The organism is Nocardia sp. FBN12, assembly GCF_054031145.1.
Genome location: NZ_CM132926.1, coordinates 2,675,004 through 2,698,610, shown reverse-complemented (window position 1 = coordinate 2,698,610; position 23,607 = coordinate 2,675,004). Strand labels below are relative to the sequence as shown.

General features: G+C 67.1%; 24 protein-coding genes. 14 read left to right on the top strand and 10 right to left on the bottom strand.

Features of this window, described 5'->3' with window-relative positions; genetic code table 11:
- Positions 1-51 precede the first annotated feature (51 nt).
- Positions 52-849 carry an IclR family transcriptional regulator gene (locus ACWZHB_RS13075; RefSeq protein ID WP_427908200.1) on the bottom strand — a complete coding sequence of 266 codons (798 nt, stop codon included), beginning with the start codon at positions 847-849 and terminating at the stop codon, positions 52-54.
- A 48-nt stretch (positions 850-897) separates the two neighbouring features.
- Between ACWZHB_RS13075 and ACWZHB_RS13070 the strand changes: the two genes are divergently transcribed.
- The 4 genes from ACWZHB_RS13070 to ACWZHB_RS13055 are packed head-to-tail and all read left to right on the top strand — an operon-like array spanning position 898 to position 5,552.
- The gene (locus ACWZHB_RS13070; protein WP_427908199.1) at positions 898-2,124 is read left to right on the top strand and encodes an FAD-dependent monooxygenase; all 1,227 of its coding nucleotides are present in this window, start codon (positions 898-900) and stop codon (positions 2,122-2,124) included.
- Positions 2,125-2,163: 39 nt separating this feature from the next.
- The gene (locus ACWZHB_RS13065; protein ID WP_427908198.1) at positions 2,164-3,048 is read left to right on the top strand and encodes a fumarylacetoacetate hydrolase family protein; all 885 of its coding nucleotides are present in this window, start codon (positions 2,164-2,166) and stop codon (positions 3,046-3,048) included.
- Between the two features lie 8 nt (positions 3,049-3,056).
- Positions 3,057-4,430: an MFS transporter gene (locus ACWZHB_RS13060; RefSeq protein ID WP_427908197.1), complete on the top strand. Its 1,374-nt coding sequence runs from the start codon at positions 3,057-3,059 to the stop codon at positions 4,428-4,430.
- Positions 4,431-4,478: 48 nt separating this feature from the next.
- Positions 4,479-5,552 (top strand): cupin domain-containing protein, encoded by a 1,074-nt coding sequence (locus tag ACWZHB_RS13055; protein WP_427908196.1) that lies wholly within the window; start codon positions 4,479-4,481, stop codon positions 5,550-5,552.
- A gap of 38 nt (positions 5,553-5,590) precedes the next feature.
- On the opposite strand, the gene gdhA is transcribed toward ACWZHB_RS13055, so the two are convergent.
- Entirely contained in the window at positions 5,591-6,940 is a 1,350-nt protein-coding gene (gdhA, locus tag ACWZHB_RS13050) for an NADP-specific glutamate dehydrogenase (RefSeq protein WP_427908195.1), read from the bottom strand.
- A 276-nt stretch (positions 6,941-7,216) separates the two neighbouring features.
- Positions 7,217-7,438, bottom strand: coding sequence for a heavy-metal-associated domain-containing protein (locus ACWZHB_RS13045; RefSeq protein ID WP_427908194.1), 222 nt, complete (start codon positions 7,436-7,438; stop codon positions 7,217-7,219).
- A 130-nt stretch (positions 7,439-7,568) separates the two neighbouring features.
- Here ACWZHB_RS13045 and ACWZHB_RS13040 point away from each other — a divergent pair, with 130 nt between their 5' ends.
- From ACWZHB_RS13040 to ACWZHB_RS13030, 3 genes are all read left to right on the top strand, one after another.
- On the top strand, positions 7,569-8,750 hold the full coding sequence (locus ACWZHB_RS13040) for an NAD(P)/FAD-dependent oxidoreductase (protein WP_427908193.1): 1,182 nt from the start codon (positions 7,569-7,571) through the stop codon (positions 8,748-8,750).
- A gap of 412 nt (positions 8,751-9,162) precedes the next feature.
- Positions 9,163-9,537, top strand: a complete 375-nt coding sequence (locus ACWZHB_RS13035) for a BlaI/MecI/CopY family transcriptional regulator (RefSeq protein WP_427908192.1) — start codon at positions 9,163-9,165, stop codon at positions 9,535-9,537.
- A gap of 23 nt (positions 9,538-9,560) precedes the next feature.
- Positions 9,561-10,037: a hypothetical protein gene (locus ACWZHB_RS13030; RefSeq protein WP_427908191.1), complete on the top strand. Its 477-nt coding sequence runs from the start codon at positions 9,561-9,563 to the stop codon at positions 10,035-10,037.
- A gap of 51 nt (positions 10,038-10,088) precedes the next feature.
- On the opposite strand, the gene ACWZHB_RS13025 is transcribed toward ACWZHB_RS13030, so the two are convergent.
- From ACWZHB_RS13025 to ACWZHB_RS13010, 4 genes are all read right to left on the bottom strand, one after another.
- A complete protein-coding gene (locus ACWZHB_RS13025) occupies positions 10,089-10,496 on the bottom strand; it encodes a DUF302 domain-containing protein (RefSeq protein ID WP_427909153.1) in 408 nt (135 codons plus the stop codon).
- Between the two features lie 26 nt (positions 10,497-10,522).
- Positions 10,523-10,678, bottom strand: coding sequence for a YgaP-like transmembrane domain (locus tag ACWZHB_RS13020; RefSeq protein WP_427909152.1), 156 nt, complete (start codon positions 10,676-10,678; stop codon positions 10,523-10,525).
- 46 nt (positions 10,679-10,724) lie between these two features.
- Positions 10,725-10,994 (bottom strand): metal-sensitive transcriptional regulator, encoded by a 270-nt coding sequence (locus ACWZHB_RS13015; RefSeq protein WP_427908190.1) that lies wholly within the window; start codon positions 10,992-10,994, stop codon positions 10,725-10,727.
- A gap of 85 nt (positions 10,995-11,079) precedes the next feature.
- Entirely contained in the window at positions 11,080-13,227 is a 2,148-nt protein-coding gene (locus ACWZHB_RS13010; protein WP_427909151.1) for an MMPL family transporter, read from the bottom strand.
- A 395-nt stretch (positions 13,228-13,622) separates the two neighbouring features.
- On the opposite strand from ACWZHB_RS13010, the gene ACWZHB_RS13005 reads away from it, so the two are divergent.
- The 4 genes from ACWZHB_RS13005 to ACWZHB_RS12990 all read left to right on the top strand — a co-directional run bounded on the left by ACWZHB_RS13005 (position 13,623) and on the right by ACWZHB_RS12990 (position 16,509).
- Complete coding sequence (locus ACWZHB_RS13005; protein WP_427908189.1) at positions 13,623-14,570, top strand: M56 family metallopeptidase; 948 nt, start codon at positions 13,623-13,625, stop codon at positions 14,568-14,570.
- Between the two features lie 66 nt (positions 14,571-14,636).
- Positions 14,637-15,098 carry a hypothetical protein gene (locus ACWZHB_RS13000; RefSeq protein ID WP_427908188.1) on the top strand — a complete coding sequence of 154 codons (462 nt, stop codon included), beginning with the start codon at positions 14,637-14,639 and terminating at the stop codon, positions 15,096-15,098.
- A gap of 107 nt (positions 15,099-15,205) precedes the next feature.
- Positions 15,206-16,279 carry a sulfite exporter TauE/SafE family protein gene (locus ACWZHB_RS12995; protein WP_427908187.1) on the top strand — a complete coding sequence of 358 codons (1,074 nt, stop codon included), beginning with the start codon at positions 15,206-15,208 and terminating at the stop codon, positions 16,277-16,279.
- Positions 16,280-16,293: 14 nt separating this feature from the next.
- On the top strand, positions 16,294-16,509 hold the full coding sequence (locus ACWZHB_RS12990; protein WP_427908186.1) for a heavy-metal-associated domain-containing protein: 216 nt from the start codon (positions 16,294-16,296) through the stop codon (positions 16,507-16,509).
- A gap of 115 nt (positions 16,510-16,624) precedes the next feature.
- Here ACWZHB_RS12990 and ACWZHB_RS12985 read toward each other — a convergent pair whose 3' ends face one another.
- From ACWZHB_RS12985 to lpqS, 3 genes are all read right to left on the bottom strand, one after another.
- The gene (locus ACWZHB_RS12985; RefSeq protein WP_427909150.1) at positions 16,625-17,947 is read right to left on the bottom strand and encodes an MFS transporter; all 1,323 of its coding nucleotides are present in this window, start codon (positions 17,945-17,947) and stop codon (positions 16,625-16,627) included.
- Positions 17,941-19,056 (bottom strand): PLP-dependent cysteine synthase family protein, encoded by a 1,116-nt coding sequence (locus ACWZHB_RS12980; RefSeq protein WP_427908185.1) that lies wholly within the window; start codon positions 19,054-19,056, stop codon positions 17,941-17,943. The genes ACWZHB_RS12985 and ACWZHB_RS12980 overlap by 7 nt, the downstream gene beginning before the upstream one ends.
- Before the next feature lie 101 nt (positions 19,057-19,157).
- On the bottom strand, positions 19,158-19,676 hold the full coding sequence (gene lpqS / locus ACWZHB_RS12975; protein WP_457204122.1) for a putative copper homeostasis (lipo)protein LpqS: 519 nt from the start codon (positions 19,674-19,676) through the stop codon (positions 19,158-19,160).
- A gap of 262 nt (positions 19,677-19,938) precedes the next feature.
- On the opposite strand from lpqS, the gene ACWZHB_RS12970 reads away from it, so the two are divergent.
- Genes ACWZHB_RS12970 through ACWZHB_RS12960 form a run of 3 tightly spaced genes read left to right on the top strand, consistent with a single transcriptional unit; the run spans position 19,939 to position 23,592 of the window.
- A complete protein-coding gene (locus tag ACWZHB_RS12970; protein WP_427908183.1) occupies positions 19,939-21,066 on the top strand; it encodes a polyprenyl synthetase family protein in 1,128 nt (375 codons plus the stop codon).
- Positions 21,067-21,106: 40 nt separating this feature from the next.
- On the top strand, positions 21,107-22,633 hold the full coding sequence (crtI, locus tag ACWZHB_RS12965; protein WP_427908182.1) for a phytoene desaturase family protein: 1,527 nt from the start codon (positions 21,107-21,109) through the stop codon (positions 22,631-22,633).
- A complete protein-coding gene (locus ACWZHB_RS12960; protein ID WP_427908181.1) occupies positions 22,630-23,592 on the top strand; it encodes a phytoene/squalene synthase family protein in 963 nt (320 codons plus the stop codon). Before crtI ends, ACWZHB_RS12960 begins: the two co-directional genes overlap by 4 nt.
- Positions 23,593-23,607 lie beyond the last annotated feature (15 nt).

Genomic DNA, 23,607 nt, shown 5'->3' with positions numbered 1-23,607 from the left:
GGAAAGGTACAAGGCCGTGCAGTGATCGTGCCCCAAGGCTGAAAGCTCGCTTTATCTCCCGGCACCCAGATCGATGATGGCCAAGTCCTTCTCGATCTGGGTTCGGGCGTCGAGTACGAGCGGGACCAGCGTCCTGTCGACCAACTGCGCGAAGCGCTCGGCGTGGCACGACAGCGACACCGCGCCGATGGCCTGACCGTCCCGGTCGGTGATCGCCGCACCGACCGCGGCCACCCCGCGTTCGGTGCCCTCGTAGTTGATCGCGAAGCCGCGGCGCCGGGTCGTCTCCAAATCTGCTGTCAGAGAATGGTATTCGTCCTCATCGAGCAGTGGATCGCCGCCCGCGCGGGAGAAGCTGTACAGCCGTTCGACCTCGTCGGCGGGCAGGGCGGCCAGCAGCGCCTTGCCGCCGGAAGCCTGGTGCGCGGGCATCACCACGCCGTCGCGGTCGTTGGTCGCGTACACCGATTGGGCGCGCACGGTGCCGAGGAACCGCACGCTGTCGCGCACCCGGATCATCAGGTTCGCCGACTCGCCGCTGCGCCGTGACAGCACTTCCAGATGCGGCTGACACAGCGCGCGAAACGCCTTGGTCCACGCCAGCCTGGCCGGTGCCGCGTCCAGTGAGGGGCCGGGCAGGTAGACGTGGTTGTCGTTCTGCACGGCGAAACCGCGGTAGGTCAGCGTCTGCAGTAACCGGTGTGCGCTCGACCGTGAGATGTCGAGGTGGGTGGCGGCGTCCATCACGCGCAGGCTGCCGTAGTCGCGCAGCAGTTGCAGCAACCGCAACCCGCGGTCGAGGGAGCCGACCGCACTCGGCGGGCGCTCAGGCAGGGGCGTGTTGCGCATAGCGGAATTGTATTCCCTACGAGAAGCGGATGGACATAGCTTCCCTCCATGCAGAATTGTGACTCAGATTACGCGCGCACCGTAGTGGTCGGCGGCGGCATCGGCGGTCTGGCTACCGCTCTCGGGCTGATCAAAGCCGGGAAAAAGGTCGTTGTACTGGAACAAGCCCGCGAGTTCGGGGAGATCGGCGCGGGCCTGCAGCTCGGCCCGAACGCCACCCGCATCCTGGATTCATGGGGCCTGCTCGAACGGGTGAGCGAGGTCGGTGTGCTCCCGAACAATATCGTCATGCGGGACGCGATGACCGCCGAGGAAATCGGTCGCCTGCCGCTGACGGGCGAATTCCGCACTCGTTTCGGCGGGCCCTACGTGGTCATCCACCGCACGGACCTGCACGCGATCCTGCTCGAGGCATGCCGCAAAGCCGGGGCCGACCTGCGCACCGGCGTCCGGGTGGAACGGGTCGAGGACACCGGCGACGGCACCCTCGTCGTCGCCGAGGGCGATCGCAGCTTCGCCGCAGAAGCCACCATCGCCGCCGACGGCCTCAATTCCGTGCTGCGCCAGAAGATCGTCGGCGATGACCTCGTCGCGTCCGGCTACGTCGCCTACCGGGGAACGGTCCCGATCGCCGACGTGTCGACGCAGGACCGCGAACTCGACGATGTCGTCGTCTGGGTCGGCCCCGGCAGCCACCTCGTCCAGTACCGGCTGCGCGCCGGCGAAGTGCTCAATCAGGTCGCCGTGTTCGAGTCACCCTCCTTCGTGCGCGGCGAGGAGGAATTCGGTGGCACCGACGAACTCGCAGCCGCATTCGCCGGCTGCCACCCCCTGGTGCGCGCCGCGATCACCCACATCGGCAAGCAGCGCCGGTGGCCGCTCTACGACCGGAAGCCCGCCTACTCCTGGGGCGAGGGCAGGCTCGTGCTGACCGGCGACGCGGCACACCCCATGCTGCAATACCTGGCTCAGGGCTGCTGCCAGGCACTCGAGGACGCCAAGACCCTCGAGTTCCTGGTGCGAGGTGATGCCGAGGCCACCGATTGGCCCGCGGTGCTGCGCCGATTCAGTGACGCCCGCATTCCGCGCACCGCCGAGGTGCAGACCAAAGCGCGCATGTTCGGCGACATCTGCCACGCGGGTGGTGTCCATCGTGTGGTGCGCAACGAGCTGCTCGCCACGCTCAGCGCCGAGGACCTCTACGGCCACGCCGACTGGCTCTACCGGGGCCCGGTCTTCGATCTGCTGCGCCAGGCGCGCCTCGCCGTCGCCTGATCCTGTCCCGATTCCTTCCACCGAAAGACGATTCCGACCATGCGTCTCGCAGTTCTCGACGGCGACCGTGCCGCGATTGCCACCGACACCGACGTCTACGACGTCAGCGACCTGCTCCCGACCTCGGCGGGCCCCTACGGCGGCCCGTGGTTGCCGTGGCTGGAACGCGGCGGCGTCGTCGCCGACCTTCACGCACTGGATCTCTCCCAGTGCCCACGGCACGCCCTCGGCTCCGTCGCACTGCGCGCGCCGCTGTCGCGGCCGGGCAAGATCGTCGCCGCGCCCGTGAACTACCTCGATCACAAGCTCGAGATGCACGAGCAGAAGACGATCGCCGAGTACGGCGTGTTCCTCAAGGCCAACACCTCGGTGATCGGGCCGGGGGAGACCGTCGAGCTGCCCTACCTCGACAAGCGCACCGACCAGGAAGGTGAACTGGCCATCGTGATCGGTCGCACCGCCCGGCACGTGAGCGTGGCGGAAGCGCTCGACTACGTCGTCGGCTACACCTGCCTGCTCGACATCAGCGTCCGCTCCACCGAGGACCGCTCGACCCGCAAGTCGTTCGACACCTTCACCCCGCTGGGACCGTGGATCGTCACCGCCGACGAGGTCGGCGACCCCGACACCTTGCCGCTGAGCTGCTGGGTGGGCGGCGAGCTGCGCCAGCGGACCAACACCGGCGAGCTGATCTTCTCGGTCGCCGAACTGGTCTCCTACGCGAGCTCGGTGATGACCCTGCACCCCGGTGACGTGATCGCCACCGGAACGCCCGCCGGGGTCGGGGCGCTGGACGACGGCACCACGATCCGGCTCGAGATCGACCGGATCGGTGTGCTCGAGGTCGGCGTCACCGCCGAGGCCGCCATCGCCTACGCCGATCGTCCGGGCGCGCAGCTCGACGCCCGGCTCGCGGGTAAGTGAGCTACGCAATGGGAATCGCAGCACACGACATCAAAGCCCGCATCGAATCCGCGCCCATGCAACCACTGCAATACGCGGTGGTGACGGTCTGCGTCCTGCTGAACATGCTCGACGGGTTCGATGTGCTCGCGCTGGCGTTCAGCGCCTCACACATCTCCGACGAATGGTCGCTGAGCGGGTCGCAGCTCGGCATCCTGCTCAGTTCGGCGCTTTTCGGTATGGCCGCCGGATCGATCATCGTCGCCCAGGTGGCCGATATCGTCGGCCGGCGCCGCACCATCGTTGTCGCCGCGCTGATCGTCGCGGTCGGTATGGGGCTCTCGGCGATGGCCACGGGGTTCACCATGCTGCTCGCGGTGCGGATCGTCACCGGCATCGCCGTCGGCACCTTGCAGGCGTGCCTGAATGTCATGGTGGCCGAGTACTCCTCGGCCCGGCACCGCTCGACCGCGATCAGTGTCTACACCGCCGGTCAACCGATCGGCGGCACCCTAGGCGGCATCATCGCCGGTGTCCTTCTCGCGCAGTTCGATTGGCGTGCGGTCTTCGCCTTCGGCGCGGTGACGACACTGTGCGTCTCGCTACTCGCCGCGGCGATCCTGCCGGAATCGGTCGAGTTCCTGATCAACCGGCGTCCCCGCAACGCGCTGGAACGCACCAACGCCATCCTGGCCAGGCTGCGCCAACCGGTCCTGACCGAGCTGCCGTCGGCGGCGACGCGCAAGAACGACATCACCGGGCACTGGCGCGACATCACCACCGGTCCGAACCTGCTCACCACCCTGCTGCTCGGGTTCAGCTTCTTCGTGTTGATGGCCGGGTTCTACTTCGCCAACTCCTGGACGCCGAAACTGGTCACCAGCAGCGGGTTCAGCGCCGCCGACGGTGTGCAGGCCGGTGTGTGTTTCAGCGCGGGCGGAATCGTCGGGGCCCTGGTGTTCGGACCGCTGGCCATGCGCTTCGGTGTGCGTCCCGCGCTCACCGCGCTGTTCGGTGTCGCCGCGGCGGCCTTCGCGCTCTACGCGCTGTCGATGGGTTCGCTGAACACCGCCCTGGTCGCGGCCGTGGTGCTGGGCATGACCACCAGTGCGGTGATGGCCGGCATGTTCTCGATCGCCCCGATGTACTACGACTCCTCGGCGCGGGCGACCGCGGTCGGGCTGGTCATCGGCATGGGACGAGTCGGCGCGATTTTCTCGCCCATCATCGCGGGTAGCCTCATCGACCTCGGCTGGGCGCCGAAGAACCTCTACTTCCTGTTCTGCCTCCCTCTGGTCGCGGGCGCGCTGGCGATCTTCGCGCTGCGTTCCCGGCGCGCTGTTCTCACCGACAGCCGTACCAGGCCAGGGGCGGCCGATGCCGCGCCGTCACTCGCGCACTGAACTCCGCCCGGCGGTCGCCGTGCCGCCCCGCTCTCCGAGGGAATCACCATGACCAGCAACAACATCACCGACCCCGAATCCACCCCGGAACTCGACCGTCTCTACGCCGACTTCGCCCGCAACTCCACCGCCCCGCTGTGGACCCAAACCGGCAACCTCATGCCGGAAAGCCCTGCACCCGCCGCGGTCGCGCACCTGTGGCAGTGGTCGGAGCTGCTTGACATCGCACGCCGCTCCGGCGAGCTCGTCCCCGTCGGCCGCGGCGGTGAACGCCGGGCGATCGGCCTGGCGAACCCCGGCCTCGCCCCCACCCCGTACGCCACGCCGACCCTGTGGTGCGCGATCCAGTGGCTCGGCCCGCGCGAGGTCGCACCGGAACATCGCCACGCCCAGAACGCGTTTCGCTTCGTGATCGAAGGCGAAGGTGTGTGGACCGTCGTCGACGGTGACCCGGTGGCGATGCGCCGCGGCGATCTGCTGATGACCCCCGGCTGGTGCTTTCACGGACACCACAACGAGACCGATCAGCCGATGGCGTGGATCGACGGACTCGACGTGCCCCTCGCGCACGACCTCGACCTGGGCTTCTTCGAGTTCGGGTCCGAAGTGGTCACCGACGCATCGACCCCGCCGGTATCGCGATCGGAGCGGTTGTGGAGTCATCCTGGTCTTACTCCGCTCTCGGCGAGTGCTTCGCGCGAATCTACGCCGATCGCCGCGTACCGCTGGGAGTACACCGACCGGGCTCTCCGAGAGCAACTGCTGCTGGAACAGGAAGGACATCCGGCGACCGTCGAGCCGGGGCACGCGGCGATCAAGTACACGAACCCGACCACCGGCGGCGATGTGCTGCCGACTATCCGCTGCGAATTCCACCGCTTGCGGGCGGGCACGACCACCGCGGCTCGGCGCGAGGTCGGCTCGTCCATCTGGCAAGTTTTCGACGGCACGGGTCACGTCCGGCTCGGAGACCAGCTCCGGGCATTGACCACCGGTGATCTGTTCGTCGTGCCGTCCTGGGTGTCGTGGTCACTGGAAGCGGAGTCCGAGCTCGACCTGTTCCGGTTCTCCGATGCTCCTGTTGTCGAGAAGCTGGGATACCACGACCCGACGAGGCGCTGAAAGCGGTTCGGTTGTGCTGCGGCAGAACAGAAATGAGCTCAGATGACGCCGAGGGCCAGCATCGCGTCGGCGACCTGGATGAAGCCGCCGATGTTGGCGCCCGCCACGTAGTTGCCCGGTACGCCGTATTCGTCGGCGGTGGCCAGGCAACGGTCGTGGATGCCGCGCATGATCTCGGCGAGCCGATCCTCGGTGTGCTCGAAGCTCCACGAGTCGCGCGACGCGTTCTGTTGCATCTCCAGCGCGCTGGTCGCCACGCCGCCCGCGTTGGCCGCCTTGCCGGGCGCGAAGGTCACCCCCGCCTCGCCGAACAACCGCACGGCTTCGGGCGTGCACGGCATGTTGGCGCCCTCGGCGACGATGCGGCAGCCGTTGGCGATGAGTTTGCCCGCGGCGACGCCGTCGAGTTCGTTCTGGGTCGCGCACGGCAGTGCGATATCGCAGGGCACCTCCCACAGCGAATGGCCCGACACGAATCGCGCGGTGCCCGACCGGGTCTCGGCGTAATCGGCGATCCGGCCTCGCCGGACCTGCTTGATCTCCTTGAGCACGTCGAGATCGATGCCGTGCTCGTCGACGACGTAACCGCTCGAATCCGAGCACGCGACCACGGTGCCGCCGAGCTCGTGGATCTTCTCGATCGCGTAGATGGCGACGTTGCCCGAGCCCGACACCACCACCCGCTGGCCTTCCAGGGAGCGGCCCGCCGCGCCGAGGATCTCGTTGATGAAGAAGACCGCGCCGTAACCGGTCGCCTCCGTGCGCACCTGCGAACCACCCCAGGTCAGGCCCTTGCCGGTGAGCACACCGGATTCGTAGCGATTGGTGATGCGCTTGTACTGGCCGAACAGATAGCCGATCTCGCGGCCACCCACTCCGGTGTCACCAGCCGGGACGTCGGTGTGTTCGCCGAGATGGCGGTAAAGCTCGGTCATGAACGCCTGACAGAACCGCATCACCTCGGCCTCGGAGCGGCCCTTCGGGTCGAAATCCGAACCGCCCTTACCGCCGCCGATGGGCAGGCCGGTCAACGCGTTCTTGAAGATCTGTTCGAATCCCAGGAATTTCACGATCCCCAGGTACACCGAAGGATGGAAACGCAGTCCGCCCTTGTAGGGGCCGAGCGCGGAATTGAACTCCACCCGGAAGCCGCGATTGATCTGCACGGCACCGGAATCGTCGACCCACGGCACCCGGAAGATGATCTGACGTTCGGGCTCGCACAACCGGCGGATCACCGCCGCGTCGGCGTAGTGCGGGTGCTTGGCGACGACGGGGGCGAGGCTGTCGAGTACCTCGCGCACGGCCTGGTGGAACTCGGTTTCCCCGGGGTTGCGGCGCAACACTTCGTCGTAGATGTCGCTCAGCTTCGCGTCCAGGACCGCCACCTGTGGACTCCTTGTTGTCGTCGTTACCTCCGCCGCCGGACCGCATTCGATTCGGCACGGACGTCATTGCGGGGATGTCGGTGAACCGGGCATCCCCGGCCCAACCTCACACGTTAGCCGTACCGGCAGTGAGGCCCGCACCACACGTTCGCTCGGCCCCGTTCGGTGCCCGGCTGCTGGCACCGAACCCGCGTAGATCCCGCGCGATCACTCGATGGTGCGTGGCGGCCGGCGTGGCCACCGTGTCATCGAGTGATGACACGGTGGCGGGTGCAGTCAGTTCTGGACGAGCTCGTAGCCGAGGTTTTCGACGGTGTCCTGTATCTGCGCATCGTCGATCGAGCCTGTGCCGGTCACGGTCATCCGACCGGTGGCGAGTTCGATATCGACACCGTCGATGCCGGAGAGCTTGCCGATCTCGGACTTGACCTTGCCGACGCAGCTGCCACACGACATGCCCGAAACGACGTAGGTACTGGTGCTGTTGTTGGCGCTCATGTCCGTCTTCTCCTTGTGATTCAGTGGCTTTCCGAGAGCAGACGATACGACGCCCGAAGCTGGCTGTCTACCCCTAGGGGGTAAGAGTATGGCTAGCTACCACTACCCCCAATGGGTATATGGTGGCGTCATGACAAAGCTGAATCGGATCGTCGTCGTCGGAGCTTCGCTAGCGGGACTGCGGGCAGTACAAGCGCTACGTACTGCGGACTTCGCCGGCGATATCACCCTGATCGGCGCGGAGAACCGCGCGCCGTACAACCGACCGCCGCTGTCGAAGAGCGTCTTGGACGGCGACGACGACATCGCCCTGCCCGGTGCGGAGCAACTCGACGATGACTGGCTCCGCAACCGGCGTGCCGTCACGCTCCGTGCTGACGAACGCCAGGTAGTACTCGACGACGGCTCGGAAATCGCCTTCGACGGGTTGATCGTGGCGACGGGTGCGAGCCCGCGCCGCTTCGCCGCGCAACCCGCGGGCGTGCACAGCCTTCGGACAGTCGATGACGCGCTCGCCTTGCGTACCGAGTTGGCCGCGGGCCCAGGTCATGTCACCGTGATCGGTGGCGGTTTCATCGGCAGCGAAGTGGCATCCACCGTTCGGCGGCAGGGTATCTCGGTCACGCTGGTCGATGCCGGTTCGCATCCCATGGCCGCGACGTTGGGGACACACGGCGCGCAGTGGCTCGCTCGACACCACCAGCGGCACGGTGTCGAACTCGTGTCCGGAGTCCGGGCACTCGGCTTCGATGGTGAAACCCGTGCCACCGCGGTGCTGTTGAGCGACGGGCGCAGAATTGCCACCGAGGTCGTCGTCGCGGGCACCGGTGTCGAACCGAATACCGACTGGCTGCGCGACAGTGGGCTGAAACTCGATAACGGCGTGGTCTGCACCAGTTCGCTGTTCGCCGAAGGGCAGCCGTCCATTGTCGCGGCCGGCGATGTCGCCCGGTGGTCGCATCCGCTCTACGGCGGCGCGCTGGTCCGCGTCGAGCACTGGGCCAACGCCAACGAGCAGGGTGCCCTCGCGGCCCGCAACCTGTTGAGCGGCCCTGTGGGAGCTCAGGTGTATTCCGGCGTCCCATCCTTCGCGACGCACGTCCACGGCGCTCGCATCCAAGTTGCGGGCATGCCGTCGCTCGCGGACGAAGAACGGGTGTTGATCGACGAACCTGCCGAGGATCGCCTCGTTGTCGCGTTCGCGGCCAAAGGTGTCCTCGTCGGAGCGGTAGCGGTGAACGCGCCGAAGGACCTCATCCGCCTCAAGCGCGCCATCGCCGCCTGCGCGTCGACGGAGGAGCTCGCCGCTTGACGTCGTGATTTCATCGACCGTCCACGATGCAGTGACAAAGGCGCCGACCAACCAGCTGAATACTAAACGATTTAGTAGATTTGTCGGAAGGTTCGGGTGAGTCAGCGGTCGGCAGCTGTGCAGGCCGGTCCGCTCGAGCGGTGTGAACCGGCCTGTGCTCGACGACGCGTCATCTCGTGCCCTGTTCACGATGGCGGTATCGAGGCCCTTTCCGTGCGGGCTCGGAAGCGGCAGGCCGAATGGCCGGCGACAGTGGTTGTGCAGCCCGGTGCCGAGTACGCGACCGTGCGTTCCAGATGACGACCCGAATACGTAGAGATATAGTATTTGCATCTCGCAGGCTGCCGGTCGGCGCCAGTTGCTGGGCCGGACGACGCTGCTGCGCGGGCGAGCGGAAACAGGGAGAACGACGATGGGACATCGCTTCGGCGATCTGGAAGCGGTTGTGATGGATCGCGTCTGGTCGGCCGACGACACCATCACCGTCCGGCAGGTGTACGACGACTTGCTGCGCGATCGGGAGATCGCGTACACGACAGTCATGACGACGATGGACAACCTGCACCGCAAAGGGTGGCTCGAGCGGGAGCGGCTCGGCAAGGCTTACAGCTATTGGGCCGTTCTGACTCGTGAACAGTACAGCGCGAAGCTGATGCGCGACGCCCTTGGCGACGGCGGCAGATCGGATTTGGTGCTGGCCCACTTCATCGAACAGATCACCGAAGACGAGTCGAACGCGCTACGTACTGTGTTGCGAGGCTTGACTTCCCGGCGGAAAAAGGGCTGAGGGTGGCACGAGGAGAGGGAGCAATGACGATCTCGCAGTGGCCGATACAGCGTTGGCTGGTGGCGTTCGGCGCGGGAGCGGTCGTCGCGGCTGTTGTGGGAATCCCTACCGGCGTGATATCGACGCCGTTCTATGCGCGGATGACCCCGGTCCTTTGGTGGAATTACCCGATCTGGATTCTCACCGCAGTACTCAGCGGTCTCGTTGCGGCGACCTACGTCCGAAGTCGGATACCGTCGACGACGCGGTCGGCCGGGCTGCTGGCCACACTCGCGTCGGCCTTCGCGATGGGGTGCCCGGTATGCAACAAACTGATCGTGACACTCCTGGGAGTCGGTGGCGCGCTCAGTATCTGGGCACCGCTGCAGCCGATCATCGCGGTGGGGTCATTGCTGCTGCTGTCCTGGGCTCTGCGTCGCCGCCTCGTCGGCGAGCGTGCGTGTGCCGTATCGACGACGGCGCCCGCTCAGGGTGTCGAGGCTGAGTCTGCCGCTCGGTAACCGCCCGGGTTCGGGTCCGCTGATCCTTCACCGAAAACGGGTGCGCGGTCGTCAGCTCCTGGTCGAGTCGAGTGTGGCCAGTGCGGCGCGCAGGCGGGTGGCCGCCTCGTCGGCGACCGGGCCGAGGGCTGGCTGGTCGGTGACCTGGACCATGAGTTGGGGGTTCATGGCATCGACAATGATGGTGCCGGGATCGGTGGGGTCGCGGCGGACCACCACGTTGCAGGGCAGCAGCAGCCCGATCTGGCGGTCGATGTCGACCGCGCGGTGGGCCAGGGGTGGGTTGCAGGCACCGAGGATGCGGTAGTCCTCCATGTCGTGGCCGAATTTGGCTTTCAGCGTCGCCTGCATGTCGATATCGGTGAGGATGCCGAATCCTTGCTCGGCCAACGCGGTACGGGTGCGTTCGATCGCGTCGTCGAAGTCGGTGTGCAGAGTGGTCGAGAGGGCCAGGTTCATCATGTGCTCCGATCCGAGAGTGGGGGTCATGCCGTGGGGGCAGGGCAGGTGGTGTCGGTGAGACCGAGGCGACGCATCGCCAAGGTGGCCGGGCACCAGCCCACCACGCTGTAGAGCAGCAGGTTCGCCCCGACCAGGGCGGTCGATATCAGCCACCACGGGGAGAGGGTCACACTCAGCAGCGCGCTGAGCAGGACCGGGGTCCCGGCCCCCGGCAGCGCGCCGGGGTCAAGCCAGGGCGAGGAAGAGTTTTTCCAGTTCGTCGATGCTCAGTGGTTCGCGGTCGCCCTCGGGGGTTTCGGTGAGGCATTCGCGCAGGCCGGTGGCGACTATCTTGAAACCGGCGCGGTCGAGGGCTTTGGAGACCGCCGCGAGCTGGGTGACGACGTCCTTGCAGTCGCGGCCGTCCTCGATCATGGCGATCACCCCGGTGAGTTGGCCTTGCGCGCGGCGCAGTCTGTTGAGTACCTGCGCGATAGCTTCGTCGTTGCCGACCATTGATATTTCCCTTCTCGGATCCTGGCTCCAATATACCCCGAGGGGTATTGAGGCGAAGATCCGAGAAGGTGGTGTCGCCGGGAGGTCAGTCGTGGGCGAAGCTGATGGCGGGCAGGACCCGGCGCAACCATGCCGGGCTCCACCAGGCCGCGTGCCCGGTCAGCCGCAGGATGACCGGCAGCAGGGCAAGTCGGACCAAGAGCGCGTCGAGCAGTACCGCGACACCCAGGATGATGCCCATCTCCTTGGGTGGCAGCGGGTCGGCCAGGGCGAAGGTGAAGAACACTGCCACCATCACCGCCGCGGCGGCGAAGATGACCCGTCCCGAATGCGCCAGCCCGTCCAGGTGCGCGGCGTGTGGATCGCCGGTGCGTTCGTAGTGTTCCTTGGCGGTGGCCAGCAGAAACACCGTGTAGTCCATGGCGATGGCGAAGATCATCGCGAAGAAGAACACCGGCCCCCAGCCATCGAGGAACCCTTGTGGGGTGAAACCGAGCAGCCCGGCGCCGTGTCCGTCCTGGAAGATCAGCTTGGCCACGCCGAACGCGGCCGCGGTCGAGAGCAGGCTCACCAGCGTGCCCATGGCCGCGATGAGCGGAGCCTGCAAGGCGATCAGCAGCAGTACGAATCCCAGGACCAGGATGATCGAGACCACGATCGGCAGGTAGTCGTCCAGGGTTTGTTGCAGGTCGAGGTTCTCCGCCGCCGCGCCACCGACCACAGCGTTCTCGGGCAGATCCGCGCGCAGCCGGTCCAGGATCTCGGCCATGTCCGGGGAAGACGGATCAACCGCGGGCACGGCCTGCATCATCACCAGATCGCTGCCGTCGGCGGCGGGGCGGGGCGGGGTGAGCATGACGATGCCGTCGCTGGCGCGCGTGGTGTTCGCGGTGGCCTGGGCGTCCGCGCTGGGGGTGATGATCGAGAGCATGCCGGGGGCTCCGGGGCCCATCTGCCGCTGGATCAGTTCATAGCCTTGGCGCACCGGCGCGTCGGTGGGCACGACCGCGATCGAGGGCATCGCGGTCTTCAGCCCGAACACCGGCGCCGCCAGCCCGATCAGGACGGCCAGCGCCACGGCGGCGAACGGCCACGGGTACTTGTGCAGGATCTGGCCCCAGCGCGCGAACACCGGGGAGCGGTGCTGCTGGCGGCGAGCGAACGGCAACGCCGCCGCGTTGACCAAGCCGGCGAGTGCGCCGAGCGTGGCAGGCAGCAAGGTCAGGGTCGCGGCGAGGACGAACACCACCGCCAGCATGATCCCGACCGCCATGGTGCGCACTGCGGGCGCGGGCACGATCAGCACCGCCGACAAGCTCACCAGCACTGTCGATCCCGACAGCAGCACCGCCTTGCCCGCGGTGTCCATCGTTTCGGCGACCGCGGCGCGGGAATCGCCGGTGCGGGTCAGGGCGTCGCGGAAGCGGGCTACCAGGAACAGCGCGTAGTCGATTCCGAGGGCGAGGGCGAACATCATGGCGAAGTTCATCGCCCACACCGAGATCGGGGTGATCTGGTTCAGCAACACCAGCCCCCCGGCCGAGGCGACCAGGCCCGCGAGGGTCAGCAGCAGTGGCAGCCCGGCCGCTACCAGCGACCCGAACGCCAGCACCATGATCGCCAAAGTGACGGGCCAGGAAAGCATCTCGGCTTTGATCATCGCGTCGTGGTTGGCCTTGTTGAAGTCGCTCCACAACGCCGAGGCCCCGGTCGGGTACACCTCGATCCCGTCGCCGGACAGCGCGGTCAACGCGTCCTTGTGCTCGTCGACGGCTTTGACCATGTCATCGGTGGAGGCGTTCGCGCCCGCGATCACGATGCCGGTGTGCCGGTCCGGGCTGATCGTGAACCCCGGCTGCGGGGAGATCGCCGCGCCGAACCGGTCGTCGCCCGCGAACACCGCGCCGACCTCACCGACCACACACGCCATCGCGGGGGCATCGAGGGTGGCGGTGTCGGAATGGATCACCACCTGTACCGCCGCAGAGGAATTGCCGCCGAAGTGCTGCTGGGCCAGTTCGCGCACCCGCACCGATTCCGAGCCGTCGGCCTGCCACCCCGCACCGGCCAGTGAGGTGAACACGCTCGGCGCGGCGGCCCCGAGCGCGATCAGCACCAGCAGCCATACCCCGATGACCGCCCGGGTGTGCCCGGCCATGAGCGCACCCCACCGGCTCAGCGCACCCGAATGCCCGACGCCGTGGTGATCGGATTCGGTGACAGCAAGCTTCATGTTCACCGTCTCACCTTTCGTTGATATACCCCCTGGGGTATTTTTCCTGTCGAGCCGACCATACCCCAGGGGGTATTGGCCGGTGCAACGCGCTGTCGCTCGAGACGAAGAAGTCCAGCGTGATGGGCACCCTGCGAGGGGCACCGAGGATCGAGCGCTGTGCCGAGGCGGTCCGCTGAGGCGCTCGCCGATTCGATGTCGTACCTGCGACAACGCTGGTTATGGGTGCGGAACGGGCGAGCGGTTCGGCGCTCGATGTCGCCGACGAGCGGTCGATACTATGGTGTCGCCCGCCTGATCCGTCGCCGAGCGCGGATCTCGATCCGCTAGGAGTCCTCCGTGTCAGCAGTTCAGTCGGTGCCGACCCTGCCGGTGGCGTCGGGGCGCGGCCGACGATGAGTGTCGCGATCTGCCTGCTGGTCTACAGCTCGGTTGTGATGATCCTCGCCCCAAGGGTTTTGACTCGTGTGACCCGTACCGGCGTCGGCCCGCGTCTGAGCTTGATCGCGTGGCTCAGTGCGATCGGGTCGGTGGTGCTGGCGTGGGCGGGTTCGATCCTCTTCGTCATCGGTGATGTCGTCCGTGACCTGCTCGCCGAGCAACATCTGAGCCTGAGTCGATGCTTCGATCAGCTCCACGACGCGGCGATCGGCGAGTACGGAACTTTCGTCCAGATCGGCCTGCTGATCCTGGTGGCCTGCGGCATCACCGCTGGTGTCGTGTCGGTCGGTGGGCTGGGTCGTGCTCTGGTGCGGGCACGTTCGGTGACCCACGGGCACGCGCGCGCTGCGAGAATGATCGGGCGACCGCATGTGGGTCACGATGCCGTGGTCATCGATCACCCGGAGCCCGCCGCGTATTCGGTCGCGGGGAACCCGCACACGATTGTTTTGACCCAGGGGATCGTCACCGCCCTCGATGACGAGCACCTCGCGGCCGTGTTGGCGCATGAGCGCGCCCATCTCGCGGGCAAGCACTACCTTCTCCTCGCGGTGACCCGAGCTCTGGCCGGGGTGTTCCCGCGGATCGATCTGTTCACCGTCGGTTCCGCGCAGGTCGCCCGCCTTGTCGAAATGGTTGCCGACGATGTGGCCACCGCCTCGCATGGGCGACACACGGTTCGCGAGGCATTGCTCACCCTCGCGGGATCGAACGCCGAAGGCCCGCTCGGTGCCACCGAGGTCGGGCTCGTCGATCGTCTGGCTCGACTGACGGCACCCGAGCCGGTCGGCCGCTCGATGGTCGGTGTTGTCTCCGCGCTGACCATCGGCACGGTTCTCGCCGGTCCGATGATCGCGACTCTGGCCGCTGTGGTCGGGCTCGGGATGTGCACCCCTGCGTAGTGGTCTCGGTCGCGGAGCCCGGGGATCTCGATGTGTTCTACGTAGTCAAATAGTACTATCTGCGATGTGAGTACCGCCCCCGTCCCGCGCCGCACCGGCGTCGCGCGACTCGTCGCGGTGCTCGCGGCGCTGGTCGGGATCGCCGTGCTCGAAGGCAGTCCATGTCATGCCGCGATGTCGGCCGGTTCGGTGGTGATGTCGACCGACCACTGTGAAATGGGCATCGGGCAGCCGATATTCGTGTATTCGTCCGAGGCGATGGACACGCCGCGGTCGACGGGCACCGATGTCGAGGGCCGGCACGAGCAGACGATCGATCAACCGCCCGAAAGACTTTCACCGATGCCCGCCGGTGTGATGATGGCATGCCTGGCGGTATTCCTTGCTCTGCTGGCGGTCCTGGTGACCGCGCGACTCGATGCCACGGTTTCGCCCCTGCCTGTTGGGCACCCACCGAGGACACTGCCGCGGCGCACAGCCTTTTCGCGGAAGCCGAGCCAGTACGAACTCTGTGTCCTGCGTAGATAGCGAGCACCTGCCCGATGGGCCGGCCGGTGGCATCGGGCATCCGTCGACCGACGTCATCGCGTCGGTCCACCTCGGTCTCGCTTCCTTTGCTCACAGGAGTTCTTGTCGTGAACCTTCTTCCAGTCCTGATCACCGGCCTGTTCGCCGGTGGTGTCTCCTGCGCTGCCGTGCAAGGCGGTCTGCTCACCGGATTGATCACCCGCCAGCGCGCGGCAGCCGCCGCCTCCACTTCGTCGTCAGCCTCCGCGGTGTCGACTGCCGAGGTACCCACTGCGCGTAGTTGGTCCAGCCGTGTCGGCGACGACCTCGCTCCGGTCGGCGGGTTCCTCGCCGGAAAGCTGCTCTCGCACACCGTGCTCGGAGCCGTGCTGGGTGCACTCGGCGGCGCCTTCGAACTATCGGTCGGGACTCGCACCTGGCTGCAGATCGGCGCCGGGCTTCTGATCATTGTCTTCGGTCTGGCGCAGTTGGGGGTCCCCGGATTCCGTGGCATCGTCATCGAACCGCCTGCCTCCTGGATGCGGTTGGTTCGCACCCGAACCCGCTCGCAGTCCGCTGTCGCACCGGCTGCACTCGGTGTGCTGACGATCCTCATCCCGTGTGGCGTCACGCTGTCGGTGGAGGCCCTTGCGCTGGCTTCCGGATCGCCGTGGTGGGGTGCGGCGACGATGGCGGTATTCGTTGTCGGTACCAGCCCGCTGTTCGCCGTCCTCGGCTATGCCGCCCGCGTGGCGGCCACCGCGTGGCGCGGACGACTGGCCTTCGCCACCGGTGCGGTGGTCTTGGGCATGGGCCTCTACACGCTCAACAGTGGTCTGGAGCTGGCTGGTTCTCCGTTGGCCGCGAGTCGGTTGGCCGAGACGGTCGGCGTCGAACCGGCCCCCGCCGATGCCGGTGCCGCGGTGATCGCCAATGGAACCCAGACAGTGACGATCGCCGCCAGCACTCGCGCGTTCAGCCCTGCGAACGCCGCGGTGAAGTCCGGCGTCCCGACCACTCTGGTGATCACGACCAGGGATACCGAGGGTTGCATCAGGTCGTTGATCATCCCCGACCTCGGCATCCAGAAGACACTGCCGTCCACCGGCGAAACCCGCATCGATCTGGGCGTTCTGCAGCCCGGCCGCCTGGACTACAGCTGCAGCATGGGCATGTACTCCGGCATCGTCACCATCTCCTGAAAGGCCCGAATCCCATGGCAACACACACGTTCGAGATCCACGGCATGCACTGTGGCAGTTGCGCCCTGCTCATCGACGACGCGCTCGAGGACCTGCCTGGTGTCCGCACCACCCAGACGTCGAGGAAAAAGGGCCGCGCGACTGTCGAACTCGATCCCGCACTCAACAGCCCGGGTGACATCGTCACCGCCATCACAGAACTCGGCTACACCGCGGCGATCGTCGAGTAGTTCGCTCTCGGTAACTCGTAAGCGGCGCCGGGTTCATGAGGACCCGGCGCCTCGGAGGGCGCGTGGCACGCCTGCGGTGTTTCGGCTTCCGCGCCGTGGGGTGGCATCGCCGCGATCAACGGCCGATCGTGCGAGCCGGGGGAGTCCGCTCTCCGAGCCGGTGACGGCCTGCTGGGAGTCGGTGGCGCCCATTTCGCTGCGCCGAGACGGCGGGCGAGGTATCGGATCTGTCCAGGCGTAGCAACGCATACGCCGCGACAGCGCCGATCGCGGTCAACCCGGCCCAGATCGCCCAGTCGATTCCGGCATTGCGGGCGGCGCCGACGATGGCGCCGGTGGCGAGGTTGCCGATGAGGATGCCGACACCGACGACGGTGTTGTAGAACCCGTAGTGGGTGGCGACGAGCCTGTCGCCGGACATGGTGACGACGGTGTCCATTTCGAAGGGGAAGACCGCTGCCGTGCCGATCGCCAGCAGTGTCGTCGTGGTCAGCAGGGCAGCGATGGCGGCGATCGTCCCGAATCGATTCGGGCCCGACACGACGATCAGGGGTACGAACGATGCCGCGAGGATGGTCATTCCGGCGACCAGGCTTCGGCCCGGCCCCCACCTCGCCCGCAGCCAGGCCGTGATGCGTAGCTGGCCGGCGACCGCGACCACGCCGGAGACGACGAACAACGCCGAGACCAGGGTCTGAGACTGCGCGCCCGCGATGAACTCCGCCTGCAGGGGCAATGCCAGATAGACCTGGAACGACAGGACGTAGGAGCCGATCATGGCCACCGAGAACGCCAGGAACCGGCGGTTGGACATCACGGTGCGCCAGTCATCGAGAATCGAGGTCTTCACCGCCGAGGTCTCGCCGCGCCGGGCGGGTAGCGCGAACAGCTGGGCAATGGTCAACGCCGCGAACACGGTCGCGGCGACACCTGCGGTGACCCGGAAGTCGACGGTCATCAACGCCAGGCCCACGAGCGGGCCCGCGAGAATTCCCGCCTGGTAGAACATGTTGAACACGGCGAACGCCTCGACCCGACGTTCACCGGCGTCGGCGGACAGATACGCGCGCACCGCGGGATTGAACAACGCCCCGGCGAAACCGGTTGCCGCCGAAGCGATCAAGACACCCGGTAGCGAGTCCGCTACCACCAGCAAGGCGAAGCCGCCGGTGCGCAGCAGACAGCCCGCGACGATGAGCGGCTTGTAGCCGAGGCGATCGGCCAGCGTCCCACCGATCAGGAACATGCCCTGCTGGGAGAAGTTCCGTACACCCAACACCAGTCCGACCGCCCAGGCGGCCAGGCCCATCGGCCCGGCCAGATATCCGGCCAGATATGGCATCAACATGTAGAAGCCAAGGTTGATGCCGAACTGATTGATCATCAGCAGTTGTGCGGGCCGATCGAAGCCGGCGAACTTGGTGAACACCGTCACGATGCGAGCTCCTCGGCCGACGGCTTCCACACTGTCACGCAGCGAGTCCAGCGCTGCACCACCCGCTCGGTGGGATGGGTGATGACGTCGGGTTCGACCGGTGGCGCGGCGTCGAGCAACCCGTGTTCGTTGCAGAAGTCGTCGTTGTAGACGGTGTCGAAGTAGCGGTGTGGCCCGTCGGGGAATACCGCGGCGATGCGGGTGGTCGCCTCGTGGACGCGCGCGGTCCAGCCCGCGACCAAAGCGACGGCTCCGACGCTCCACCCGCCGGTGGCGTGGTGGGTCGCGGCCAGCGTGCGGCAGGCCCACACCGATTCCGCGGGTGCTACCCAGTGCACTTCGTCGAAGGCCGCGTAATCGACGTTGGCGGGAAAGATACTCGACCCCAGTCCGCGCATCAACCGCGGTCCGGAGGGTTGGCCGAAGATCGTCGAGGAGATGGTGTCGACGCCGATGAGCTTCATCGCCGGGTTGAATCGGCGCAGCACTCGCGCGACTCCGGCGGAGTGGCCGCCGGTACCGACCGCACACACCAGGACGTCGACGGTGCCGATCTGCTCGATCAGCTCGAGCGCCAATGATTCGTAGCCGGCGACGTTGTCGGGGTTGCTGTACTGGTCGGGGCACCACGCGTCGGACTCTTGCGCCAGCAGTTCCGCCACGCGATCGCGGCGGGCTTGTTGCCAGCCGCCGGTCGGGTGGGGCTCGGTGACCATGTCCACCTCGGCGCCGTAGGCGGCCAGCATCTGCGCGACGATCGGCTCGAGGCCGGGGTCGGTCACGACGGTGACAGGATGCTGGTGCACCATGCCCGCGAGCGCGAGGCCGAGCCCGAGGGTGCCGCTGGACGACTCCACGATCCGCGCACCAGGTGTCAGGTCGCCACGTTCTTCCGCGCAGCGCACCATGTGGAGCGCGGGCCGATCCTTCATTCCGCCTGGATTGAAACCTTCGAGCTTGGCCCAGAAGCCGTGTCCGGCCGGTGCCAAGGGTTGACGGATCCACAGCACCGGGGTGTTGCCGACCAGTCCGCGCGGCTGATGTGTCGCGCCGGGCACTCCGAGCAATCCGGTCTCGTGCTGGATCGGCTTGGCGAGCATGACCTTGCTCATGGGGGTGTCTCTCTTCCTGCATCGGCGCCGCGTCACGCGGGCACCGTGATGGTTCGGGCAGCGGTCCCCGGCCGAGAAGAACTCGACCTGGCGCTGACCGATCACCGTCGGGCGATGCAGTGCAGAGAAAGAATGCTGCGACCACGCGTGCTGGGCCGCCTGCCCGGCGGTCCGCGAACGCCGACTCCACCGGCGGGTTGCGTCGGGGATATCAGCGTCACCGCGGAGACCACGGCGAGCAGCAAAGCCGCCGGCGTCAGCGAGACGCCTGGTGGGATTGCCTTCGCGACGCAATGGACACCGTCGGCGTCGCAGTGTGCGGCCGTGACGGTCGACAGGAAGAAATCGGCCAGTACCGCAATCGATGAGTCGGCGGCTTCGATCGCATGGTGATCGCCGGAGTGGGGGTGTTCGCGAAGCACTGAGCAGTCCACGGCGGGGACCGCGAGTAGCGCTGCTATCAGCAGCGCAGCCGGCCAGCCACCGCGGCGCCATCGAGCGAAGAGTTGTCTCGCGTGCCGATGAAAAGGACCGCGTGACGGCAATCGCGATGCCCTCTTGCCGGGACCATGTGAGGCAGCCTGGCCGCACCGCCGCGGCGTCCGACCATCGCGCAACATCACACCTCCCGACCGATCGCATTGTTGGGGAACACTTTTCAGGTTCCCGACCATCCGGTGGTGGGACCCGTTGGCAACCTCGACGATCAATCTACTATCTGTGTACGTAAATAGTTTGAGTTGTGTGAGCAGGCGCACGCACCGCGTGTCGGTCGTGCAGTGCAGCACGCGACACGAGATACGGGCTGACGAATTCGCGTCGCCGCCCGTAAAACGATGCATAAACGATGCATTTTGGCTCGAACGGTGTCACAATCGAACGGTGGATGCGGAACGAGCAGCGATCGCGGTCCGGCCCGATGAACAAGCTGTCAGGGGTCACGGTTCCGCACAGTTCGCGGATTGGCTGGCGCGCACGCAATGCTCGGTACGCGACCATGTCGACGATTTCGTCCGGGCGCGCTGCGCGGCGGAACTGGCCACGGCGGGGTTCTCGCTACCCGGTCAGCTGATGATCGACTTCGCCTCGGGCGGCAAGTGCGTACGGTCGGTGTTCGGCTATCTGGGCTGGTTGTGTGGTGGCGCCGGGGAATCCGAATCCGCGCTGCGCGCCGCGGCAAGCGCGGAACTGCTGCACGCGTTCGCGCTCGTACAAGACGACGTGATGGACGAGTCCACGGTCCGGCGGGGTGGCCCGGCCGTCCATCGGCGACTCGCCGACTGGCACCGCAGACAGGGGTTGTCCGGGTCGTCGGCTCGATTCGGTGAGTCCGCGGCGATCCTGCTCGCCGACCTGTATCTGGTGTGGGCCGAGCGGATGTTGCGCGAGAGTGGTGTCACCGCCGCCGCGTTGGATCGAGCGTGGCCGCACTACGACGCGATGCGCAGCGAACTGGCGGTAGGGCAGCTCGCGGATCTGACCAACGACGCGAACCGCGCTCCGACGGTGGGCGCGGTGCTGGACATCGCGCGCCGTAAGTCCGGCAACTACACGGTGCGTCGCCCGCTCGAACTCGGTGCCGCGATGGCCGGCTGCGACGAGACGGTGATGGGCGTTCTCGGTGAATACGGCGAAGCGATCGGGGAAGCGTTCCAGCTGCGTGACGACCTGCTCGGCATCTTCGGCGACCCCTCGGCGACCGGCAAACCCACCGGCGACGACGTCCGGGAACGCAAGGCGACCACCGTGATCGCGCTGGCCGATCAGCTCGCCGTGCCGTCGGACCGAGCCCGGCTACGCGACCTTTGGCGACAAGCGTTCATCGATGAGCAAGGCGTGGCGCTCGCCCAGGCAGTGATCACCGACAGCGGCGCCGGCGAGCGCGCCGAGCAGATGATCGACGACCGCGTCGAACACGCACGTCGGCTGCTCGATGTAGCCCAGCTCGAACCATCGGTGGCCGACGCGCTGCATCGCATGGCGCTGTTGTGTACCCACCGCACGCATTGACCCTGCTGTCATCACTGACCTGTCCGATCGAGAGGAAGCTATGCGAACGGTATCGGGAAGAACCGATGAGGTGGTCGTCGTCGGGGCCGGTCTGGCAGGGTTGGCCGCTGCGTTGCACCTGGCCGGGCGCGGTCGCGCCGTCACGGTGGTGGAGCGCGAGACGGTCGCCGGTGGTCGGGCCGGGCGGCGCGATGTCGACGGCTATCGGCTCGACACCGGGCCGTCGGTGCTCACCATGCCCGACATCGTCGCCGACACCCTCGCCGCGGTCGGCGAGACCCTCGAATCCCGGTTGGACCTGCTGCCGGTGATCCCCGCCTACCGCGCGCACTTCGCCGACGGCAGCGCGCTGGATGTCTACAGTGACCCCGCGGTGATGGAGGAATCGGTCCTGGCCTTCGCCGGACCGAGGGATGTCGAGGGGTATCGCCGACTTCGGGCGTGGTTGAGCGAGCTGTACCGCGTCGAATTCGACCGATTCATCGCCGCCAATGTGGATTCTCCACTCTCGCTGCTGACACCGGCGTTCGCGCGGTTGATCGCCCTCGGTGGATTCCGGCGCCTCGACAAGGCGATCGGATCGTTCCTCACCGACGAACGGCTGCGCCGGGTCTTCACCTTCCAGTCCCTCTACGCGGGGGTGTCACCGCAACGAGCGCTGGCGCTGTACGCGGTGATCTCCTACATGGACACCGTGGGCGGGGTCTACTTTCCGCGCGGTGGGATGCGCGCACTGCCCGATGCCCTGGCTGCCGCGGCCGTCGACGCCGGGGTGACGTTTTGTTACGACGAGACCGTCTATGACCTGGAACGGCAGGGTGACCGGGTCACCGCGGTGTTCACCGAACGCGGGCGTCGAATACCTTGTGATGCCCTGGTTCTGGCGACCGAACTGCCCACCGCCTACGAGTTGCTCGATCGCTGCCCGCGCCGCCCGATCAGCTGGCGCCCGGCACCTTCCGCCGTTGTCCTGCATGTCGGTGTTCCGGCGGCGGTGCCGACCGCACATCACAACCTGGTATTCGGCGCCGCGTGGAAACAGACCTTCGACGAACTGATCGGTGCGGGGCAGTTGATGACCGACCCGTCGTTGCTGGTGACCCGCCCGACCGCGACCGATCCCGCGCTCGCCCCACCCGGCCGCGATCTGTTCAGCGTCCTCGCACCGGTTCCCAACCTGTACCGCAGCAAGGACCTGAACTGGGATCGCCGTGCTACCACCTACGGCGAGGAGCTCGCCGCCGTCGTCGAGGATCGGTTGGTCCCGGGCTTCGTCAGCGATTCCCGGGTCGTGCATCTGGACAGCCCCGCCGATTGGGAACGCCGAGGACTGCTCGCCGGTACGCCGTTCTCGCTCGCGCACACCTTCGCCCAAACCGGCCCATTCAGGCCGGCGAACCTGCCGCGTGGCGTGTCCAACGCGGTACTGGCAGGCTGCGGCACCGTGCCCGGCGTCGGTGTGCCGACGGCTCTGCTGTCAGGTCGTCTCGCCGCCGATCGGATCACCGGCACGGTGTCCACAACGCGGTCCTCGGCCGCGACCGCAGGCAGGGGTGATCGACGATGATGCGCACCGAACTCGACGCCGCCGGTATCCGCGCCACGCAGCTGCGCGCGGCCTATCTCCGATGCCGTGAGCTCAACGCGCGTCACGGGCGCACGTTCTTTCTCGCCACCCGACTGCTCGCGCCCGCCCAACGCCCGGCGATCCACGCTCTCTACGGCTTCGCCCGGTGGGCCGACGACATCGTCGACGAACCCCCGATCGATGACGCCACCGGCAGTCGGGCGGACCGACTGGACGCGGTGGCCGAGGATCTGCACGACAGTCTCTCCGGTAACCGCGATGACGACCCGATCTTCGCCGCGCTTGCCGATACGGTCGCCAGATACCGGATCGACCACGTCCTGTTCGACGAATTCCTCGAGTCGATGCGCATGGACCTGACGGTGACCGACTACCCCGACCGAGCCGCGCTGGATCGCTACGTGCACGGTTCGGCAGCGGTGATCGGCCTGCAGGTACTGCCCGTGCTCGGCACCGTCGGCGCTCGAGCCGAGGCCGCTCCCTACGCGGCGGCGCTGGGAAAGGCCTTTCAGCTCACCAACTTCCTGCGAGACATCGCCGAGGACCTCGACCGCGGCCGGGTGTACCTGCCCGCCGACGAGCTGGCAGCGTTCGGTGTGGACCGCGACCTGCTGCACTGGTGTCGCGATCACCGGCGCACCGACACCAGGGTGCGATCGGCGCTGGCGGCACAACACGCCGTTGCCCGAGACTGGTACCGATACGCCGACGCGGGAATCACGCTGCTCCATCCGGTTTCGCGACCCTGTGTCGCCACGGCAGCCGTGTTGTACTCGGAGATTCTCGACCGAATCGAGGAGACCGAGTTCGCGGTGTTCACCGCGCGAGCCACCGTGAGCAATGTGCGCCGCACCCGTGTTGCCGGTTCGGCATTGGCTCGCGCGTTGTGGGCGCGGCGAGGCGGCCGCGTACGCGCACTGGCCCCGGCTCGCGACTGATGTGAACGCTGGACG

Excerpts from the sequence above, each read along its gene's own strand:
- ACWZHB_RS13040 (WP_427908193.1), top strand. The coding sequence starts at position 7,569 with ATGACAAAGCTGAATCGGATCGTCGTCGTCGGAGCTTCGCTAGCGGGA.
- ACWZHB_RS13065 (WP_427908198.1), top strand. The coding sequence starts at position 2,164 with ATGCGTCTCGCAGTTCTCGACGGCGACCGTGCCGCGATTGCCACCGAC.
- ACWZHB_RS13045 (WP_427908194.1), bottom strand. The coding sequence starts at position 7,438 with ATGAGCGCCAACAACAGCACCAGTACCTACGTCGTTTCGGGCATGTCG.
- ACWZHB_RS12980 (WP_427908185.1), bottom strand. The coding sequence starts at position 19,056 with ATGAGCAAGGTCATGCTCGCCAAGCCGATCCAGCACGAGACCGGATTG.
- ACWZHB_RS13075 (WP_427908200.1), bottom strand. The coding sequence starts at position 849 with ATGCGCAACACGCCCCTGCCTGAGCGCCCGCCGAGTGCGGTCGGCTCC.
- ACWZHB_RS13030 (WP_427908191.1), top strand. The coding sequence starts at position 9,561 with ATGACGATCTCGCAGTGGCCGATACAGCGTTGGCTGGTGGCGTTCGGC.
- ACWZHB_RS13025 (WP_427909153.1), bottom strand. The coding sequence starts at position 10,496 with ATGAACCTGGCCCTCTCGACCACTCTGCACACCGACTTCGACGACGCG.
- ACWZHB_RS13070 (WP_427908199.1), top strand. The coding sequence starts at position 898 with ATGCAGAATTGTGACTCAGATTACGCGCGCACCGTAGTGGTCGGCGGC.
- ACWZHB_RS13015 (WP_427908190.1), bottom strand. The coding sequence starts at position 10,994 with ATGGTCGGCAACGACGAAGCTATCGCGCAGGTACTCAACAGACTGCGC.
- lpqS (WP_457204122.1), bottom strand. The coding sequence starts at position 19,676 with ATGTTGCGCGATGGTCGGACGCCGCGGCGGTGCGGCCAGGCTGCCTCA.
- ACWZHB_RS12960 (WP_427908181.1), top strand. The coding sequence starts at position 22,630 with ATGATGCGCACCGAACTCGACGCCGCCGGTATCCGCGCCACGCAGCTG.
- ACWZHB_RS13035 (WP_427908192.1), top strand. The coding sequence starts at position 9,163 with ATGGGACATCGCTTCGGCGATCTGGAAGCGGTTGTGATGGATCGCGTC.
- ACWZHB_RS13010 (WP_427909151.1), bottom strand. The coding sequence starts at position 13,227 with ATGAAGCTTGCTGTCACCGAATCCGATCACCACGGCGTCGGGCATTCG.
- ACWZHB_RS13060 (WP_427908197.1), top strand. The coding sequence starts at position 3,057 with ATGGGAATCGCAGCACACGACATCAAAGCCCGCATCGAATCCGCGCCC.
- ACWZHB_RS13055 (WP_427908196.1), top strand. The coding sequence starts at position 4,479 with ATGACCAGCAACAACATCACCGACCCCGAATCCACCCCGGAACTCGAC.
- ACWZHB_RS12990 (WP_427908186.1), top strand. The coding sequence starts at position 16,294 with ATGGCAACACACACGTTCGAGATCCACGGCATGCACTGTGGCAGTTGC.
- crtI (WP_427908182.1), top strand. The coding sequence starts at position 21,107 with ATGCGAACGGTATCGGGAAGAACCGATGAGGTGGTCGTCGTCGGGGCC.
- ACWZHB_RS13005 (WP_427908189.1), top strand. The coding sequence starts at position 13,623 with ATGAGTGTCGCGATCTGCCTGCTGGTCTACAGCTCGGTTGTGATGATC.